The organism is Frigoribacterium faeni (genome assembly GCF_011761235.1).
In the GTDB taxonomy this organism is placed as follows: domain Bacteria; phylum Actinomycetota; class Actinomycetes; order Actinomycetales; family Microbacteriaceae; genus Frigoribacterium; species Frigoribacterium faeni_A.
In genome coordinates, this window is record NZ_JAAOYW010000001.1 from 1143517 (window position 1) to 1158490 (window position 14974).

Consider the following 14974-nt stretch of genomic DNA (forward strand, 5'->3'; position numbering starts at 1 on the left):
CGTCAGGCCGGCCCGCTAGCCGGCGCCGTCCTCCCAGGCCGAGAAGAGCTCGTCCGAGACGCGCGCGACGTGGGCACGCGCCTCGGCGTCGGTCCACGTCATGACCTCCCTCGCCGCGTCGGGGGTCGAGGCCCGGGGCCCGACGACCTGGTCGGCCAGCCAGTAGCCGGCCCGAGGCGGGACGCCGGGGGCGGGTCGCAGGTCGAAGAGCGACTCGAGCTCGCGGTCGGATCCGGTCTCGGCTCCCCGGACGAGCGCGGCGATGCGGTGCCGTGCCGCTCGACAGTCGGCCGCCCACCCGGGGTGCGCCTGGTCGAACCAGAAGCACTCGGAGTCGGACGCGTCGGTCACGACCATCCGCGACACGGCCAGGGCGACCCCCTCGGCGACGAGCCGCCCCGCGAAGGCGCCCGTGTCGAAGGTCGGGCTGAGGCGCCGGTGGACGACGTGGGCCGCCTCGTGCGCGGCGAGCACGACGTCGCCCGGTGAGTCGTCGAGGTGCTCCAGGGCGATGAAGAGGGCGGGCTCCCCCTCGAGGTCCGCGACCCACCCGTTCGCGCTGTGTCCGCCGACGAGCATGACCAGGGGGATGTCGAGATCGGCCAGGCCGAGCCGCCTCAGCCGCCGGCTCACCGTGGCGACGGCCCGCGACGTCTCCCGCTCGCGGCGGCGGACGACGGCCGCCTGTGCCTCGACGAGCCCCGCCGCCGTCGGGATCGCGGCGCGGTCGCCCCACGCGGAGTAGTACACGGCGAAGATCTCGGGGTGCGCCGCCTCGTACACGTCGACCCAGGCGGCGTCGCGCTCCGGTCCGGCCCGGTGCCGGAGCAGGGCGAGGTACTCGGGGACCGTCGATCGCTCGGTCACCGACGTGCTCCCCCGGACGAGCTCGATCCGCGCGGAGCCGTCGACCCGTCCCGTGCGTCGCGGGCGCCCCGCACGTAGTGGTCGAGGCCCTCGTGGTGGCCCTGCGGCTCGAAGGAGCGGCGGGTCAGGGCCCGGACGGAGGCCGCGTTGTCGGGCGCGACGCGGGCAGAGAGCGGGAGCGGGCCGTAGAGACCGGCCACCGCCTCCAGCGCCCGGTCGAGCATCGCGCCGGCGACGCCTCGTCCCCAGTGCGGAGGGGCGACCCAGTAGCCGACCTCGACGGAGTGCTCGCGACGCGTCGTGACGAACAGGCCCACCTCACGCCCCTCCTCCTCGTCGTCCTCCCCCGCCGCCTCGACGGCGACGAACCAGCGGGCGGCACCGACCTCGTCGGTCGGATCGCGACGCAGGGCGGGACGCGAACGGTCGGCGATCTGCTCGGCGCTCCACGGCCGGCCGTCGCCGACGAAGCGGGTCACGCGCTCGTCGCGCGCCAGCGCCGCGACGAAGGCGAGGTCGGCGGCGTCGAACGGCCTGAGCCGGAGTGTCACGAGGCCGCGTCGTCGTGCGCCGCGACGCGGACGAGCCGTCCGCCCGTGACCGCGGTCAGCTGCTCGACGGTCAGCGGCACGACGGTGTGCGGGGTGCCGGCCGCGGCCCAGACCGTGTCGTAGGCGCTCAGCGCCCGGTCGACCACGGTCCGCACGGGTGCGGGGTGCCCCACCGGGGCGACGCCGCCGATGGCCTGGCCCGTGACCGCCCGGACCTGCTTCGCCGTCGCCATCTCGACGCTGGTCGCCGCGAGCTCGTCGGCGAGGACGTCCGTGTCGACGCGGTGACGCCCGCTGGTCATGACGAGCACGGGCTCGCCGTCCGCGACGAAGAGCAGGCTGCTCGCGATCGCGCCGAGCTCGCACCCGAGCGCGGCGGCCGCCTCCACGGCCGTCCGGGTGGAGTCGGGCAGCTCGTGGACGCGCGCGGTCACGCCCGCGTCGGCCAGGTGCTGTCGGACGATCCGGCTGCGCTCCGGCAGCTGCTGGTCATCGGTCATGGTGGGTCGCTCCTCCGTCGGGCGTGGCGTGGTCGGGGTAGTGCATGAGCAGGACGACGTGGGCGGGGTCGCCCCGCGCCTCGAACCGGTGCGGCACGTCGCCCGGGTAGCGGAGGCTCTCGCCCTCGCCCAGCTCTCGTCCGCCGTCGGCCGGGCCGACCACGACCCGGCCGCTGATCACGGTGACGGTCTCCTCGACGCCGGCGGCGTGGGCGGCCGAGTCCTGCCGCCCGGGCGAGACCGTCGCCCGGTACACCTCGACGAGGCCGGGGCCGAGCGCCCGGCGGTCGAGCAGCACGGCACTGACGGACGCCCCGGCCACGGGCGGGCCGTCGCCGCCGGCCCGGTCGGGCCAGAGAGCGCCGAGGGGCGCGTCGAGCGCGGTCGTGAGGGCGAACAACGTGTCGAGGCGGGCGCCGCGGCGGTCGTTCTCGAGCTCGGAGATGGTGCCCTTGCCGACCCCGCTGAGGCGCGCGAGCTCGGACAGCGACACCCCGCGGGCGTCGCGGAGCTGCCGCAGCCTCGACCCTGTCGTCCCGTCCACACACGCCTCCGTTCTGGTAACAGAACGCTAGCCGTTCCCCACGGCGCCTCGCAAGGGCAGGTGAGCCCGCGGACGCGGCGGAGCCCCTGCCCGCCCGACCGCTACGGGCCGACCTGGCCGGCGTGAGCGGCGAGGAGGCGCGGGTCGCCCACCCGCCGGAGGGGCGACGCGACCACCCACACGACGGTGAGCAGCGTGCCGGCGCACCCCAGCGCGATGCCGGCGCGGGTGCCGAGGGCCTCGCCGACGAGGCCCCCGACGGCGGCGCCGACGGCGATGACCCCGTACGAGAGCCACCGCATGGTGGCGTTGACCCGCCCGAGCAGGTGGTCGGGGGTGCGGAGCTGTCGGAGCGTCAGCGCGACCACGCTCGAGAGCGACGTCCCCGCGCCGTTGACGGCGAAGACGACGACGAGCACGGCGACGACGACGGGCACCGTCCACGACGCGTCGACGAGGGGCAGCGCGGCGAGGGCGACGCACTCGGCCGCCGCGCAGCCGACCATGACGGGCCCGGCACCGAGCCGACGCACCGCCGCGGGCGCGGCCGCGGCGCCGAGGACGGCGCCCACGGCGCCGAGGCTGAAGACGAGTCCGAGGTGGCCCGCGGTGAGGTGCAGCTCGCGGACGGCGTGCACCGTGAAGAGGACCATGATCCACTGCGCGAATAGGTTGTAGATGCCGGCGAAGCCGACCAGGGAGACGAGGTAGGGGTCGCGCCGGACGAACCGCAGCCCGTCGACGAGGTCGCGGGCGACGCTCCTGCCCGTGGGGACCGGAGGCTCCTCCGGCGTCGCGATGCCGACGAGCGCGACGGCCGAGACCACGTAGGTGACGGCGTGCGCCAGCAACGCCCACGGGGCGCCCGCCGCCTGGACGAGCAGCCCGGCGAGGCCGGGGCCGCCGATCTCGGCCGCCGACGCCGTCGCCTGCAGCCGGCCGTTGGCCTTCTCGAGCTGGTCGCGGCCGGCGACCGTGGGCAGGAAGGACTGGTAGCCGACCTCGAAGACGACGGTGAAGGCGCCGAGCAGGCCCACCAGGCAGACGAGGGCGGGCAAGGTCAGGGCGCCGGAGGAGGCGAGGGCCACGACGACGAGGGTGAGGGCCGCCCGGGCGACGTCGGCCGTGACGAGCAGCGGGCGGCGGCGGCGCCTGTCGACCAGCACCCCGAGGGGCAGGGCGAGCAGCAGGAAGGGCACCCACCGGGCCGCGCCGAGGAGGCCGACCTCGGCCGCCGACGCCCCGAGCACCAGGACCGCGAGGAACGGGACGGCGAGCTCGCTGATCTGGCCCCCGACGGCCGACGCCCCCTGGGCGGTCCAGAAGCGGGCGAAGTCCGGGCCCAGCCGCCTCGGCGTGGCACTAACGGGTTCAGAGGGGTTCACGCATTAGACACTGGCATGAGCCCGCTAATGGCGCAACGGGTGTCCACGCATTAGCATCGAGACATGACCGAGCCGGACGCACGACCGCGGTTCCCCGAGGTCGGCGGGCACCCGGCCTTCGACCTCGTCGACACGGTGCACTGGCGCCTGGACGAGAGCCGCGCGATCGAGACGCTCACCTCGTTCGCGGACGTCGTCGCGTGGTGCCTGCAGCGAGGGGCCCTGGGCGCCGATCCGGCGGACCTCGAGCGCCTCGCCCGCGAGGACCCCGCCGCGGCCGCGCGGGAGCACGACGCCGTCGTCGCCCTGCGCGAGGCGGTCTACGAGGCCGTCTTCGAGGCGTCGGCGTCCGCGGTCGAGCTGATCGCGCGCGAGCACGTCGCGGCGCTCAGCCGGTCGACGCTCGTCGCCGACGCCGTCTCGTCGACCTGGTCCTGGCGCGCGCCCGACGACCTCTCGGGGCCCCGCACGGTGGTCGCCTTCGCCGCGCACGACCTGCTCACGTCCGACCTCGGCGCCGCCCGCCAGTGCGGCGACGACGCCTGCGGCTGGGTCTACCTGGACACGTCCCCGCGTCACAACCGGGTCTGGTGCACGGCCGCGGGGTGCGGCAACCGCAACCGGGTGGCACGGCACCAGGCCAGGAAGAAGGCCTGAGCCAGGTCGGGCCGCCCGGCGGAGCGGCCCTCACCGCGCGGCGATGAGGGACTCCGCGACGACCGTGAGGACGTCCGACCGCTCCGGGGGGACGGCGTTCGAGTAGCCCACCTGCAACCACGAATCGTCGACGAGCACGTCCAGCCAGCAGCTCTCCCCCTCGGCCGTCGAGCACCGCAGGGTCGCCGCCTCGGCGCCGGCCACCTCCGTCGGCGTCGCCGACTCGGCCGTGTCGCCGAACGCGCCGGGCGCGGCCTCCCAGGCCCAGCGTGCCCCGGGAGCGATGCCGACGTCGACCGAGGCCAGGTCTCCCTCGGGCCTCGTGACGCCGTCGGGCACCGCCCACCGGCACCCGAAGGCGTCGCTCTGCGTCTCCTGGATCGCGTCCCGCGACCCGGGCAGCAGGTCGATCGGGGCGTCCGCGACGTTCGGCGACGACAGCAGCACGCTCATCGGCGTGGTCGTCACGAGCGTCGAGCACGAGTCGGTCGGCGTCCACCGCGACGCGGCGTCGGGACGCACCCAGGCCGGTGCCGGCGTGGCCGGCCCCACGACGTCGGCCACCCGCTGGAGGTGCGCCGTCAGGAGCGACGTGACGTCGCCTCCCAGCTCGGGCGTCTCGGTGAACTGCAGCTCGACCCAGAAGTCGCCCGCGACGAGTCCGCCCTCGCAGAGCGAGTACTCGGGGGTGCAGAGCAGGGAGGAGGAGTCGCCGACGCCCGGGTCGGCCGCGCCGGCGGCCCGACGCTCGGCCAGCCGCGCGCTGCCGGTGTCGACGTCGGGCGAGACGCTGAGGTTCAGGGTGGCCGTGCCCGTGTCGCTCGACGACGTCCACCAGCACGTCGTCACGCCGGCCTGTCGCTGCGCGGCCTCGTCGGGCCGGTACACCTGCTCGAGCAGGTCGAGGCCCTCGGGGGCGCGGAGCAGCGAGGTCACCGCCGTCTGCTCGCCGAGGGCGTCGCAGCCCAGGTCGAGGGCCGGCGAGGGCGTCCCGCCGACGGGCGGGCTCGACGGGGTGGAGGTGGGCACGGGGGCAGGGCTCGCCGTCGGGGTCGGCGGCGGGGCCTGTGACACGACCGAGGTCGGCTCGGGCTGTGCCTGTCCGACGAAGGGCGAGGGGATGAGGCCCAGGGCCACCCCGCCGCTGGCCGCGCCGACGGCGACGAGCGCCACGAGCGCGCCGGCCCCGCCGAACAGACGGCGCCTGTGCGCACGGGCGGCGGCGTGCTGCTCGTGCTCCAGCCGCGTGAGGACGGCGGTCTTCTCCTGGACGACCATGCGGGTCGTCTCGTCCGCGGACGGCGGCACCGCCCTCCACTCGCCACGCTCGTCATCGACGCTCATCGTCGATCACCGCCTTCCGGAGTCGGGTTCGGGTGCGCATCACGCGCTGCTTCACGGCGCCGACGCTGAGGCCGACGGCGTCGGCCACGTCGGCGTAGGGCCGCCCCTCGACGAGGCAGAGCTCGCAGACGCGGCGGTCGGTCTCGGACAGCAGGTCGATCTCGGCCATCACGAAACGGAGGCGGTCGCGCGCCTCCGCGGGGTCGGCGGGAGCGGCGAGGTCGTCGTCGAGCTCCTCGGCGAGGTGGCGGCCGTTCTTGCGGTTCAGGTTCAGCGCGTGGTTGCGGCAGGTCACCAGCAGCCACGGCAGCAGCGACTCGACGGCGGCCAGCGTCTCGGCCCGGCGCCAGAGCGTGAGGAACGTGTCCTGCACGACCTCCTCGACGTCCATCCGCCGCGACGTGATCGCCCAGGCGTACCTGTTCACCGCCGGCGCGTGCCGGTCCATCACGGCCGACAACGCCCGCGTGTCTCCGCCGACCACCCGCCTCAGCAAGGCCTGGTCGGACTCCGTCATGATCTCCACGTGGACCCCCTCACCTGAGTGATGTCGCGGAACGGCCGAAGGTCACGAACTCGTCGGGCCGGAGTCGCAGGGCCGGAGTCGCCGGGCACGGCGGCTAGCGGCCGGCGAGCGCGTCCTCCACGCCCCGCTGCAGCATCGGCGCCAGGGTGCGGGCGTAGGTCGAGGTGACGTGGCCCGGGTCGCGGTAGACGAGCACGTCGCCGATCACCGGCGGGCACGAGCCGTCCTGGCAGAAGTACCTCGAGAGGTCGACGAGGTGCGCGCCCGGCAGGCCGCGGACCGCGTCCGGCTGGCCGTCGAAGGCGCGGAACGCGGTCTCCTCGGGCACGGCGCACTCGGCGCCGGCCGACGCCCCGCTGCGGTCGACGCAGGTGAGGTAGTCCGGCTTGGTCTCGGGGTTGTCGCGCACGGCGACCACGGGCGTGCCCCGGGCGACGACGGGAGCCCAGGCGGCCTCGAAGCCCCTGACCGCCTCCTCCTTCGCGTCCGTGCCGTCGCCCGGGGCGATCGGGCTCGCCGCGGAGGCGCTGGTGAGGACGACGTCGTAGGCCTCGCCGGTGGCGAGGTGCTGCGCGAGCGAGCGCTTCCAGGTCTCGCAGTCGTCGACCCACGACGGCGACTCGACCTGCTGCGCGCCGGTCCAGATGCACCCGGTCTTGCCGATGACGTCCACCTGCCACCCGGCGGTGCGGGACAGCCACCGCACGGCGGAGAGGTACTGGTTGCTGTGCGAGTCGCCGACGAGCGCCACGCGCAGCGTCGGCTCGCCCTCGGGCTGCTCGGTGCAGATCTTGAGCTCGACCTCGCCGTTGCGGCTCCAGCACTCGGGCGAGTTGACGTCGTCCGCGCGTGCGTTGCCCGTGTCCGGGTAGACCTCGCCCGTGAGCTCGGGGTTCTCGCACCCGGGGTCATCGACCACGGCCGCGCCGAGGCAGGCCACGTCGCCCGCGACGACCTCGTCGAGACGGGCCTGGTACTGCTGCTGCCTGTCGGCCACGTGGGCGGTCACGACGAGCGCCGCGACGAGGACGGGCGCCATGGCGACGGCCGTGCCGACGAGGGTCCACCGCGACGGCAGGGCCGACAGCCGGCGCGACCCGCGGACCGGATCTTCGACGAAGCGCTTGGTCAGCGCCGCGAGGACGAGGGACGCGAGGAGGAGCGCGAGGTTGCCCAGCAGGGTCTCGCGGCTCGTGACCACGAACGGGACGATGACGATGAGCGGCCAGTGCCACAGGTAGAGGCCGTACGACACGTCGCCCAGCCACTGCACCGGAGCCAGCCGCGTCACGCCGCCGGGGGCCCACCGGTCGGTCGGGTCGCCGGCCCAGAGCACGAGCACCGTGGCGGCGACCGGCAGCAGGGCCGCCCAGCCGGGGAACGCCGTCTCGGAGTCGAAGGCCAGGAACGTGCCCGCGATGCCCGCGAGGCCGAGCCACGACGCGGCCGCCCGGAGCCGCGACCGGCCCTCGCGCCGCACGAGGACGAGCGCCAGCACGCCGCCCGCCGCGAACTCCCACGCCCTGGTCGGGGTCACGAAGTAGGCGGGACCGGGATCGGTCGCGGTGAGGTGCACGCACCAGGCGAAGGAGGCGGCCAGGACGACGACGAGGGGCGCGGCCAGGACGCGGCGCGAGACGGGCGCCGCCGGCTCGACGCCGCCGCGACGGCCGCGACGTGCCCGGCTGGCCAGCCACCACGTGGCCGCCAGCAGGAGCGGCCACACCAGGTAGAACTGCTCTTCGACCGACAGCGACCAGTAGTGCTGGGCCGGGCTCGGGTCGTTCGTCTGCCGGAGGTAGTCGACCGAGTCGCCGGCCAGCACCCAGTTCTGCACGTAGAGGGCCGACCCGGCGATCTCGCGGAAGAACTGCTGCCAGTACCGCTCGGGCACGGCGACGAGGACGGCGACGGCCGTCGCCGTCAGGACGAGCAGGCCCGCCGGCAGGAGGCGTCGGGCCCGCCGGGCCCAGAACCGGCCGAGCCGGACGCGACCCGTCGCCGCCAGCTCACGGGCGAGGTGGCCCGTGATGAGGAACCCGGAGATGACGAAGAAGACGTCGACGCCGACGAACCCCCCGGGAAGTCGACCGGGCCAGAGGTGCCAGGTGACGACGCCCAGGACGGCGAGCGCGCGCAGCGCCTGGATCTCGGGCGCCCGGGTGGATCCGGGGCGCGGGGAGGCAGGGTGCATGTGCGGGCAGTCGTCTCGGCGGGAGCCGCGCCGGGCGAGCCGGGCAGGTCAGGTCGGTCAGGGCGTCGATGGTGCGATCGCGAGGATCACTCGCTGGAGTGAAGCCTAGGCGAGGCCACCGACACGTCCGTCCACCCCGCGGGGCACGGCCGGGCCCGGTCAGCCCTTCTCGGGATCGTGGCCCCAGTTCATCAACGACCACCGCCACGCGGTGTCGGTGACGTCGCCGGAGGGGCGCTGCGACGAGTGGCGCGCGACGTAGCCGACGACCTTGCGCATGTGGTCGTGGTCGGCGTCCGTCAGGTCGGCCTTCTTCTTCCGCAGGATCTCGACGATGCGGCGACCGCTCCGGTGTCCCGTCGACTCGTGGCCCGCCTCCTTCTGGCCGACGTCGCGGGAGTGGTCCGTCTCGAGCCACTCCTCGATCTCGCCGGCCGTCATGTTGACCGCCTGGGCGAACTCGTCCCGCGTCTCGGCGTCGTCCTTCGTGCTCATGGGGAGGACCGTACCCCTCGTCGCGCCCCCGTGACCCCGGGCGGAGGTGGTGCTAGTGACCGCCGCCGAGGGTGCCCGCGAGGCGGCCGTGCACGGCTGCGCTGGGGGCGTTCATGCCCTCGATGCGCGCGTGCTTGCCGTGCCGCTCGTACTTGGTCGTGATCGCGTCGAGGGCGGCGACGGTGGAGGCGTCCCAGACGTGCGACCCGGAGAGGTCGATGACGACCGCCTCGGGGTCGCCGGCGTAGTCGAACTGGGTGGTGAGCTCGTTGCTCGAGGCGAAGAACAGGGCCCCGGTGACGGTGTAGCGCGCCTCCTCGACTCCGTCCGTGGTGGCGGTGAGGGTGCGGTCGACGGTCGCGAGGTGGGCGACCCGGCGGGCGAAGACGACCATGGCCGCGACGACCCCGACCACGACGCCGATCGCGAGGTTGTGCGTCACGACCACGACCACGACGGTCAGGACCATGACGACGGTCTCGCCCAGGGGCATGCGCCTCAGGGTCGAGGGCCGGATGCTGTGCCAGTCGAACGTGCCGACGCTGACCATGACCATGACGGCCACGAGCGCGGCCATCGGGATGACGGCGACGACGTCGCCGAGGCCCACGACGAGCACCAGCAGGAACACCCCGGCCATGAACGTCGAGATGCGGGTCCGGGCGCCGGAGGCCCTGACGTTGATCATCGTCTGGCCGATCATCGCGCAGCCGCCCATGCCGCCGAAGAAGCCGGAGAGGATGTTCGCGCCGCCCTGGCCGAGGGTCTCGCGCTTCTTGCGGCTCGGCGTGTCGGTGATGTCGTCGACGAGCTTCGCCGTCATGAGCGACTCGAGGATGCCGACGAGCGCCATCGCGAGGGCGTAGGGGGCGATGATCGCGAACGTCTCGCCCGTGAACGGCACGGACGGCAGGAACAGGCTGGGGAGGCTGTCGGGCAGCTCGCCCTCGTCTCCCACCGTCGGGACGGCGATCGCCGCCACGACGGTCGCCGCGGTGAGGAGCACGATCGCGACGAGCGGCGCGGGGACCACGGTCGACAGCCGCGGCAGGAAGACCATGATCGCGATGCCGATCGCGACGAGCGGGTAGACGACCCAGGGCACGTCGACGAGGTTCGGCAGCTGTGCGGTGAAGATGAGGATCGCGAGGGCGTTCACGAAGCCGACCATGACGCTGCGGGGCACGAAGCGCATGAGCCTCGCGATGCCGACCAGGCCGAGGACCAGCTGGAACACGCCGGCGAGGATCACGGTGGCGATGAAGTAATCGAGCCCGTGCTCGCGGGCGACCGGGGCGATGACGAGCGCGATCGCGCCGGTCGCGGCCGTGATCATCGCGGGCCGGCCGCCGAGGAACGCGATGGACACGGCCATCACGAACGAGGAGAACAGCCCGACACGGGGGTCGACCCCGGCGATGATCGAGAACGAGATGGCCTCGGGGATGAGGGCGAGGGCGACGACCAGGCCGGCGACGACCTCGCGGCTGAGGGTCTTCGGGTGGCGGAGGGCGCTGAGGACGGTGGGCCCGTCGTGCGGCGGGGGCTGCACGACGGAGGCGGTGGCGGCGATGGGCATGGGGGTGCTCCGTTCGAGAGGCGGACGGCGGTCCGCGAGGGTGAGGTCGGGGGCGCGTCGTCGCGCGTGCCGGTCGCAGAGGACTCGGCTGGAGATCGGGGCCCGAGGGCACCCCCGACTCTACCCTCACGTGAGGGTAGAGTCCACCGGCGCCTCAGGACACGGCGACCGCCGCGAGGACCGTCGAGCCGAGGGTGACGACGGCCAGGGCGAGCTGGACGACGGCGGGCTCCCGGCGCCGCAGGTGGACGACGACGGCTCCCGCCATCAGGACGGTCAGGCACGCGCCGGCGACGGGGCTGAGCACCTCGGCGACGCCCAGGGCGACGGGCAGCACGAGCCCGACCGCACCGAGCACCTCGGCCAGCCCGAGGAGCTTGACGACAGGCAGAGGGACGCTCTCGGTCCAGCCCATGCCTGCGGCCTGCAGAGCCGACCGCGGGCGGACGACCTTCGTCGCCCCCGCCCCGGCGTAGAGCACGGCGACAAGGCCGGCGACGATCCAGAACGCGGCGGTCATGACGCGCTGCCCGCGGGGACGATGACCCGGCGCGCGATGCGCCACCCGGCTGGTCCCCGCCGCACGACGTCGTGGTTCACGACGACGCCCACCGTGTTGTCTCTCATCAGCATCAGGCCCTTCGAGTCGACCAGCGCCTCCTCGTCCCCTCCCCGGGCGATGACGACGTTCGTCACCAGGTGGGCGACGGGGCCGTGGGCGCCCATCTGGCGCGCGGCCTCGCGCGCTCCGTCGATGCCGTGGACGACGGGCATCCCCAGCGCGCTCATGTCGTAGACGACGTCGGCCGTGAAGACGGCGTCGATCTCGTCCAGCCTGCCGTCGTCGAAGACGTGCCCCACCAGGCTCAGCGTCTCGGCGATGTCCATGCGGTCCTCGGTGTCCATGCGGTCCTCGGTGTCCATGTCGTTCCTCTCGGTCGCGCCGGCCCGAGCGAGCCGACGTCGAAATGGTACCGCGTTCCATCTGGAACGCAAGCCCACACGGGTTCGGGTACGCGAACGGACCCGATCCGATAGCGTTGGGGGCATGACGGACGCCCTCTCCCTGGTGGAGCGCAAACAGGAGGCGGCCCGCGGGCGCATCGAGCGCGCGGCCGCCGAGCTGTTCGACGAGCGCGGCTTCGACGGCGTCTCCGTGTCGGACATCGCCGAGCGGGCCGAGGTGGGTCGGACCACGTTCTTCCGGCACTTCACGGACAAGCAAGAGGTCGTCTTCGCCCGGGAGCGCGCGATCCTCGACTCGCTGACCGTCGACGCCCTCGGGCCGGTGCCGTCCGGTCGTCGCTCCGCGAGCGACGCCGTGAGGGCCCTGCAGCCGGTCGTCCTCGAGATCTGTGCCCGCGTCAGCGAGGACGCGGAGGAGTACCGGCGACACGAACGGCTGGTCCGGGACAACGTCGTGCTGCAGGGTCGCAGCGCGGCCAAGGCCCAGGTCGTCGCCGGCCGGCTCCGCTCGCTGCTGGTGGACGCGGGGTGGGACGACGAGGTCGCGAGCTTCGCCGGCCAGATCGCCGTGGCCTGCTACGCGACCGCCCAGGCGGCCTCCCCCGCGCCCGAGGCCGTCGTCGCGGCGACCCGCGCCGCGTTCGAGCAGGCCCTGGCCCTCGGCACGGAGGCGCGCTGACGCCGTGACGCCCGGCCGCCCGCCGGGCTGGGCAGGCTGAGCGGGTTCGGCAAGCTCAGAACGCGTACCGGATGCGGCACCACGGCGCGACCTCGCGGACGAGCGCCGTCAGCGCGGCGACCCCCTCGGCCTTGAGGTCGCGGCGGTACCGGACGTTCTCGGCCCCGTTCTGCGAGATCTTGGCCTCCTGCAGGCGGGGCTGCCAGATCAGCTCCTCGCCCTTCGGGTGCCACAGCTCGTTGACCTCGTGCAGCGCGGCGTTGTGCGTGAGGAAGATCACCTCGGCGGCGGCCTGCGCCTTGGCGGCGGGCGACAGGACGTCGTCGAGCTGCTGCAGCAGGAGGCGCCAGTCGGCCAGCCAGGTCGGCGTCATGACCACGGGCGAGAAGTTGAGGTGCACCTCCCACCCGGCCTCGACGAAGTCGTCGATCGCCGCGATCCGCTCGGCCATCGGGCTCGTGCGCAGGTCGGTCACCTTCGCCGTCTCGGCCGGCATCAGCGAGAAGCGGATGCGCGACCGACCTCGGGGATCCCAGTCGAGCAGGTCGCGGTTCACCCACTTGGTCGCGAACGACGCCTTGGCCGTCGGCGTCATGCGGAACAGGTCGCAGAGGTCGCGCACGTTGTCGCTGATCGCGGCGTCGACGGAGCAGTCGCTGTTCTCGCCGATGTCGTAGACCCAGGCGTCGGGGTCGCACTGGTTCGGCTCGGGCTTGGGGCCCTGCGCGTGGACGTGCCGGGCGACGTGACGGCCGATCTGCTCGATGTTGGTGAAGACCGTGACGGGGTTGCTGTAGCCCTTGCGCCGCGGGACGTAGCAGTAGACGCAGGCCATGGCGCAGCCGTTCGCGAGCGACGGGGCGATGAAGTCGGCGGAACGCCCGTTGGGGCGCGTGACGAGGCTCTTCTTCTCGCCGAGCACGAGCGCCTCGGTCTTGATGCGCACCCACCGTCGGGCGTTCGCCTCGTCGCCGTGCAGCTCGGGGATGCGCCAGTGCGACTCGACCGGAACCACGGTGGCCTCGGGCCACTGCGCCAGCACGTCCTGCCCGCGGGGCGACGCGGCGGCCGCGGGCTCGGCGTAGATGCGCCGCACGTCGAGCAGGCGCGAGGAGGACGTCACGGACCCAGTGTCGCCGACACCACCGACACCGGCGGGCCCGGGTGGCCCGGCAGCCCCGGCTGGCCCGTCCGCCCCGGCCAGGCGCCCCGGCGCGGTGCGCCCCGCCCGCCCCGCTCAGGAGGCGTCGAACCGCTCGCGGTTGGCGGCGACCGCGTCGCGGTGGGCCTCGGACCAGGCCTTCAGCTGCCGCACCGTCCGGTGCAGCGAGAGCCCGAGATCGGTCAGCTCGTACGTCACCGTGACCGGGACGGTGGCCGTCGCGGTGCGGGTGACCAGGCCGTCCCGCGTGAGCGACCGCAGGGTCTGCGACAGCATCTTCGGGCTGACGCCGGCGAGCACGCGGGCGAGCTCGGAGTACCGCATCGGGCGGGGATCCCCGTCGCAGTCGGGCCCGCTGCCGAGCGCGGACAGCACGAGCGTCACCCACTTGCCGGACACCTGCGCCAGGAGCTGCTGGCTCGGGCAGGCGGCCAGGAACGCGTCGTAGCGCATCTTCTCCGTGGCCTTGCGGTCTGCTGCGGTCGTCGTCGCCATGTCCCCTCCGAGGGTATCTACGCACTTCTGGGTAACTACTTCCGCACGGGAAGCACCTCCTCCAAGGTGGTGCACGACACGACGTTCCACAAGACGAAGAGGCGACGATGACCGACATGACCACCCCCTCCCTGCCCGGCGGCAGCTGGACCCTGGGCGACCGGACCGTGACCCGCTTCGGGTACGGCGCGATGCAGCTCGCCGGCCCCTGGGTCATGGGCCCGCCCCGCGACCACGAGGCCGCCCTCGCCGTCCTCCGTGCCGCCGTCGCCGGCGGCGTCACGCACATCGACACCGCCGAGACCTACGGGCCCCGCGTCGTCAACGAGCTCGTCCGCGAGGCCCTGCACCCGTACGCCGACGACCTGGTCATCGCCACGAAGGCCGGAGGTCGCCGGGACGGGCAGGGCGGGTGGCCGTCGGCGCGGAGGCCCGACGAGCTGCGCGCCCAGATCGACGACAACCTCGAGACCCTCGGGGTCGACGCGCTCGACCTCGTGCACCTGCGTCTCGGCGACGCCGAGGGCCCGGTGCAGGAACCGGTCGCCGAGGCCGTCGAGACGCTCGTCGACCTGCAGCGGCAGGGCGTCGTCCGGCACCTCGGGGTCAGCAACGCCACCGCGGAGCAGGTCGCGGAGGCGCAGTCGATCGCCCCGATCGTGTCGGTGCAGAACAGGTACAACCTCGCCGACCGCCGGGACGACGACCTCGTCGACCGCCTCGCCGACGAGGGCGTCGCCTACATCCCGTTCTTCCCCCTCGGCGGGTTCACCCCGCTGCAGTCCGACGCCCTGTCGGGCGTCGCCGCCCGGCTCGGCTCGACTCCCCTCTCGGTCGCCCTCGCCTGGCTGCTGCACCGCTCCCCGAACATCCTCCTGATCCCGGGGACCTCGTCGGTCGACCACCTGCGCGAGAACGTCGCGGGCGCCGGGCTCGCCCTCTCCGAGTCCGACCTGCGCGAGCTCGACCGCATCGGCCGCTGAGCCAGGAGGCGCCCCCCGCGGCCGCGTCGGCGTCCTGCCAGGCCCGT

Annotated in this window: 17 protein-coding genes; 3 read left to right on the forward strand and 14 right to left on the reverse strand. The window is 74.1% G+C overall.

From position 1 onward, the window contains the following. Positions 1-15: 15 nt before the first annotated feature. From FHR78_RS05285 to FHR78_RS05305, 5 genes are all read right to left on the reverse strand, one after another. Entirely contained in the window at positions 16-867 is an 852-nt protein-coding gene (locus FHR78_RS05285) for a hypothetical protein (protein ID WP_166759390.1), read from the reverse strand. Next, positions 864-1418 carry a GNAT family N-acetyltransferase gene (locus FHR78_RS05290; protein WP_166759391.1) on the reverse strand — a complete coding sequence of 185 codons (555 nt, stop codon included), beginning with the start codon at positions 1416-1418 and terminating at the stop codon, positions 864-866. Before FHR78_RS05290 ends, FHR78_RS05285 begins: the two co-directional genes overlap by 4 nt. Continuing rightward, positions 1415-1918: a YbaK/EbsC family protein gene (locus tag FHR78_RS05295; RefSeq protein ID WP_166759392.1), complete on the reverse strand. Its 504-nt coding sequence runs from the start codon at positions 1916-1918 to the stop codon at positions 1415-1417. Before FHR78_RS05295 ends, FHR78_RS05290 begins: the two co-directional genes overlap by 4 nt. Beyond that, on the reverse strand, positions 1908-2462 hold the full coding sequence (locus FHR78_RS05300; RefSeq protein ID WP_166759393.1) for a helix-turn-helix domain-containing protein: 555 nt from the start codon (positions 2460-2462) through the stop codon (positions 1908-1910). The genes FHR78_RS05295 and FHR78_RS05300 overlap by 11 nt, the downstream gene beginning before the upstream one ends. A 101-nt stretch (positions 2463-2563) precedes the next feature. Next, positions 2564-3847 carry an MFS transporter gene (locus FHR78_RS05305; RefSeq protein WP_166759394.1) on the reverse strand — a complete coding sequence of 428 codons (1284 nt, stop codon included), beginning with the start codon at positions 3845-3847 and terminating at the stop codon, positions 2564-2566. A gap of 63 nt (positions 3848-3910) precedes the next feature. Here FHR78_RS05305 and FHR78_RS05310 point away from each other — a divergent pair, with 63 nt between their 5' ends. Further along, a complete protein-coding gene (locus tag FHR78_RS05310) occupies positions 3911-4504 on the forward strand; it encodes a CGNR zinc finger domain-containing protein (RefSeq protein ID WP_166759395.1) in 594 nt (197 codons plus the stop codon). 30 nt (positions 4505-4534) lie between these two features. Here the strand turns inward: FHR78_RS05310 and FHR78_RS05315 are convergent, their stop codons facing one another. The 7 genes from FHR78_RS05315 to FHR78_RS05345 form a co-directional block, all read right to left on the reverse strand. Beyond that, positions 4535-5782 carry a hypothetical protein gene (locus FHR78_RS05315; protein ID WP_166759396.1) on the reverse strand — a complete coding sequence of 416 codons (1248 nt, stop codon included), beginning with the start codon at positions 5780-5782 and terminating at the stop codon, positions 4535-4537. A 52-nt stretch (positions 5783-5834) separates the two neighbouring features. Then, positions 5835-6365, reverse strand: coding sequence for an RNA polymerase sigma factor (locus FHR78_RS05320; RefSeq protein ID WP_208392990.1), 531 nt, complete (start codon positions 6363-6365; stop codon positions 5835-5837). 103 nt (positions 6366-6468) lie between these two features. After that, positions 6469-8568, reverse strand: coding sequence for an acyltransferase family protein (locus FHR78_RS05325; protein WP_166759398.1), 2100 nt, complete (start codon positions 8566-8568; stop codon positions 6469-6471). A gap of 159 nt (positions 8569-8727) precedes the next feature. Continuing rightward, positions 8728-9063: a DUF3140 domain-containing protein gene (locus FHR78_RS05330; protein WP_166759399.1), complete on the reverse strand. Its 336-nt coding sequence runs from the start codon at positions 9061-9063 to the stop codon at positions 8728-8730. A gap of 52 nt (positions 9064-9115) precedes the next feature. Beyond that, the gene (locus FHR78_RS05335; RefSeq protein WP_166759400.1) at positions 9116-10642 is read right to left on the reverse strand and encodes a SulP family inorganic anion transporter; all 1527 of its coding nucleotides are present in this window, start codon (positions 10640-10642) and stop codon (positions 9116-9118) included. A 154-nt stretch (positions 10643-10796) separates the two neighbouring features. Then, on the reverse strand, positions 10797-11162 hold the full coding sequence (locus tag FHR78_RS05340) for a DoxX family protein (RefSeq protein ID WP_166759401.1): 366 nt from the start codon (positions 11160-11162) through the stop codon (positions 10797-10799). Continuing rightward, positions 11159-11566: a nuclear transport factor 2 family protein gene (locus FHR78_RS05345; protein ID WP_208392758.1), complete on the reverse strand. Its 408-nt coding sequence runs from the start codon at positions 11564-11566 to the stop codon at positions 11159-11161. The genes FHR78_RS05340 and FHR78_RS05345 overlap by 4 nt, the downstream gene beginning before the upstream one ends. Positions 11567-11690: 124 nt before the next feature. On the opposite strand from FHR78_RS05345, the gene FHR78_RS05350 reads away from it, so the two are divergent. Further along, on the forward strand, positions 11691-12287 hold the full coding sequence (locus FHR78_RS05350; RefSeq protein WP_166759402.1) for a TetR family transcriptional regulator: 597 nt from the start codon (positions 11691-11693) through the stop codon (positions 12285-12287). Positions 12288-12342: 55 nt separating this feature from the next. Here the strand turns inward: FHR78_RS05350 and FHR78_RS05355 are convergent, their stop codons facing one another. Both FHR78_RS05355 and FHR78_RS05360 read right to left on the reverse strand, forming a co-directional pair. Beyond that, positions 12343-13410 (reverse strand): spore photoproduct lyase family protein, encoded by a 1068-nt coding sequence (locus FHR78_RS05355; RefSeq protein ID WP_347878060.1) that lies wholly within the window; start codon positions 13408-13410, stop codon positions 12343-12345. A gap of 114 nt (positions 13411-13524) precedes the next feature. After that, positions 13525-13944, reverse strand: coding sequence for a winged helix-turn-helix transcriptional regulator (locus tag FHR78_RS05360; RefSeq protein ID WP_166759403.1), 420 nt, complete (start codon positions 13942-13944; stop codon positions 13525-13527). A 116-nt stretch (positions 13945-14060) separates the two neighbouring features. On the opposite strand from FHR78_RS05360, the gene FHR78_RS05365 reads away from it, so the two are divergent. Beyond that, entirely contained in the window at positions 14061-14927 is an 867-nt protein-coding gene (locus tag FHR78_RS05365) for an oxidoreductase (RefSeq protein WP_166759404.1), read from the forward strand. Positions 14928-14974 lie beyond the last annotated feature (47 nt).